Source organism: Arhodomonas sp. KWT (genome assembly GCF_010993615.1).
The window spans coordinates 9,360-12,727 of sequence record NZ_WNXE01000060.1; the positions used below are offsets into that span (position 1 = coordinate 9,360).

The 3,368-nt window shown below is 69.7% G+C and carries 4 protein-coding genes; all 4 read right to left on the reverse strand.

Features of this window, described 5'->3' with window-relative positions; genetic code table 11:
- Positions 1-113 precede the first annotated feature (113 nt).
- Positions 114-725 carry a DUF1826 domain-containing protein gene (locus G7A99_RS10735; protein WP_163140097.1) on the reverse strand — a complete coding sequence of 204 codons (612 nt, stop codon included), beginning with the start codon at positions 723-725 and terminating at the stop codon, positions 114-116.
- Positions 726-957: 232 nt separating this feature from the next.
- The gene (locus tag G7A99_RS10740; protein WP_163140099.1) at positions 958-1,830 is read right to left on the reverse strand and encodes a cyclase family protein; all 873 of its coding nucleotides are present in this window, start codon (positions 1,828-1,830) and stop codon (positions 958-960) included.
- A gap of 94 nt (positions 1,831-1,924) precedes the next feature.
- Positions 1,925-2,752, reverse strand: a complete 828-nt coding sequence (locus G7A99_RS10745) for a phosphogluconate dehydrogenase C-terminal domain-containing protein (RefSeq protein ID WP_163140101.1) — start codon at positions 2,750-2,752, stop codon at positions 1,925-1,927.
- A 44-nt stretch (positions 2,753-2,796) separates the two neighbouring features.
- The coding region (locus G7A99_RS10750) for a nucleotide-binding domain containing protein (RefSeq protein ID WP_205599806.1) at positions 2,797-3,368 on the reverse strand (572 nt) is incomplete at its 5' end.

Below are 3,368 nucleotides of genomic sequence, written 5' to 3' on the forward strand. Positions count from 1 at the left end.
AGACGGCCAGTGTCACGGTCGCGACCGCATGGTGTACGGGTTTGCGTAAAGGTAGCGGCATATCGCCTCCTTTTACGTTATATCGTATCGATAGTGGGTTTTTTGCCGCTTTGTCAGGCTTGGCGCGGGAGCGCGTCCAGGCACAGCAGGACGCGTGTCCGGCCGCTGCCCCGTAGCGGCGGCGATCGGTGAACCAGTCCGTTTCCCAAGTTCCCGGGGAAACGCTCGCCCTTCATGATGGCGACGTCCGGCGCTGACAGGCGCCGCGGGGCGTGCGTACGGCAGATCGCCTCGTTCGACGCCCCCGCGTAGAGCGCGCTGCGCGCGACCTCGTCGTTGCCCAGCCACTCCGTGCCCGGACCCCGGTAGGTGCACACCAGGCGCAGGCCGACCTGGTCCACGTGGAAGCGGCGGCAGCCGTCGCCGGTGCTTGTCTCGAGATGCAGCGCGATGGCGTCCGTATCGATCAGCCCGGAGAACAGCCGGGCTAGCAGGGCGATGTCCTCGACCCAGTTCGGACAGGCATCGGGGTCGAGTCCGCGCGCCGCGAGTACCCGGGCGATCTCGCCCTGACAGCCCGCCGTGCTGACGCGCCGGCGTACGTCCGGAAGGTCATCAGGGGCCAGGTGCGTGAGCTCGTCGTGGAGTGCCGCTGGCACCTGACGGTGCCAGACGCTCATGTTGACGTCATGGTGCCGTACGACCGCGAGGTCCGAGGCGTCCATGGCGGTCACGTGAGGCCGGCGCAGAGCGTTCTTCGCCGGCGGGACGATAGCGGAGGTCAACGGTGTCATTGGTGACGGTGCCCATGGTGATTTAAATACGTTATATCATAACATTTGGTATTCGGTTAAGAGCCGGGACGTGGCGGCAGGAGCCGGGGGCGCGGCCGCCCGGCAGGGGCGTGCCCCCGACGGCGGCGAGTATGTGAGCCCGATCCTTGCGGTGACCCGTGCCTCAGGCAATGGCGATCGGGCGCAGCATGGAGCCGGTCGCACCTTCGATCCGGGGCGGCAGGGCGATGAACAGGAACTCGTATACCCCGGCGGCGGCAAGCTCCTCGAGGTAGATATTCTCCATGATGTAGATGCCGGCCTCGATCAGCAGCCGCTGGTGCACCGGATGGGGGTTTCCGGGCTCGATGGAGGGCACGACCTCGCAGGATTCGGTGTCCACCCCCACCGCGGTCACGCCGAGGTCGGCGGCCATGTCCGCGATGGGACGGGTTATACCCGATCCCTGGGTCTCCGCCATGCGCTGCTGATCCGGCCACACCGACATCTGCCCGGTGCGGACGAGGACGACGTCCCCCTGTGCGGGCGGGGCGGTGCCCTGGCGCGCCATGGCGCCCTCGAACTCGTCCAGCGAGACCGGGTGCGAGCGGCCGAGACGGTGGACGCCCAGGTGGCCGGCGACGTCGGCGAGCACGGCGCGGGTGACGATGGGCGGCAGGGTGGAGGCGTCGTGGTCGGTGGGCCCGAAGTCGCCGAGCGCGTCGGCGGCGCTGGAGTCGCCGTGCCAGTGATCGTCCGCGCCGCAGGTGATATGGGCGAGGGCGTCGATGTGGGCGCCGGAGTGACAGGTCGCCACCAGCATCTCCGAGACGATGCCGATGTTCTCGCGGTTGACCTCCGGCGCGAGCCAGTCCTGGTCCTGGCGGATACGCAGGCCCTTCGGCGTGCGGTAGGTGACCACCTGGAACGGCGGGTGGCCCGCCCACATGGGCATGCCCGGGAAGCGTCCCGGGTCCAGGTCGAAGACCCGCCCCAGGGACGGGGCGCGGAGGTCGCCGAGCAGCTTGGCCGGCTCCGGGTGGCTGTCCGTGTTCATAGGGGCTCCGGGCGGTTCCGTCCCGCGGGGACGGGCGTGAAGGTGCCGCCGCCCGGGCGGTGTGCGCCGGGCGGTCCGGAACGGGGGGCCGGGATCAGGTGATCCGGCGGATGCTCTCGCGAATGGCCTCCGGCTCGAAGACCTGCTTCCAGTCGTCGCGGATGATCGCCGGCTTGCCGTTCTCGATGGCCTTGTTGGCGGCATCCGAGAACACCCCGTCGATCTCCTCGAAGAGTACGGCCAGCTCGATGTTGGCATGACCGAGAACGAAGTCCCGGGCCGCCTCCCGGGAGACACCGCGGGCGACGCACTCGTCCAGGGCCTCGCGCAGGGTGGCGAACAGCGTGGCGGCCACGGTCTCGGACAGCCCCGGCTCGAGGATCGCCATGTGCTCGACGCTCACGCGGTGGGAGCGGTCCACCGGCGCGTAGATGGTGCGCGCGATCTGTTCGCCCAGCGCCCAGCTCTCCTCGGGGCCCTGCATGAGCGCGGAGACGATGTTCTGCTTGGCGGCAAGTCCGCCGAAGAAGTCCCGCTGTGCCTCCTCGGTGGGCTCGTAGTTGAAGATCGAGGGGTGGCAGGGGTGGGTGACGAAGTAGACGAGATCGTCGCGCTCCGGCAGGTGCCCGGCGAACGGCGCGGCGGCGTCCAGTGTCACCACCATCGTACCCGCGGCCAGCTTGTCGTCGATAGCGTGGGAGACCTTGCCGATCAGGGTGTCCGGTACGGCCAGGATCACGGCGTCGCTGCCGGCCAGGGCCTCGTCGACGTCCATGCATTCCACGCCGAGGTCGGCCTTCAGCCGTTCGCGGGCCTGCGGGTTGTTCTCCACGTGGCGTGTCTCGAACTCGGAGTTCTTGAGGTTGCGGCTGAGCCGGTAGCCCATCTTGCCGCCGGCGCCGATGAGGGTGATTGCGGTCATGGGAAACTCCTCCAGGGATTCGTTGTGGATCGGTGGTGGATCGCTCAGGCGTGGCCGGCCCGAACGTGTGCGAAGTACGGTGCCTGCCCGACCTGACCGCCCTTGAGCGCGATCTGGAGACCGTCCAGGTCCGGGTCGTCGGCGTGGACGGTGCACAGCGGTGAGCCTGGGGCGATGGGGGTGAGCGTGGTCAGCGCATACGCCCCCATTTCGTTCATGGCGTGGCCGGAGGTGTCGCCGCCGGCGACAACGGCACGGCGCACCCCGGTGCGCCGGAGCGTCTCGGTGAGCAGGCGGCCCTGGGCCCGTCCGAGCCGGTGCGAGAAGCCCTCGGGATCGTCGTTGAACAGGGCCCGCGTGCGTTTGTCCGGCGCCCCCAGCGAGGAGAAGGCGACGACGCTGCGCCCCTGCTCCAGCGCCGCGCTGCAGTGCCCGATGGCCCGTTCCAGCGCGGCCTCGCCGGTCTGCGGCGCGAGCAGCGCCGCCGGGTCCAGCGTGTAGCCCTCGAATCCGTTCTCCAGGGCCCACCGGATCTGCCCGGCGGTGACCGGGGAGCAGCTGCCGGAGACCACCATGACCCGGTCGCTCGCCGTCGCGGCGCTGGCGCGGGGCGCCG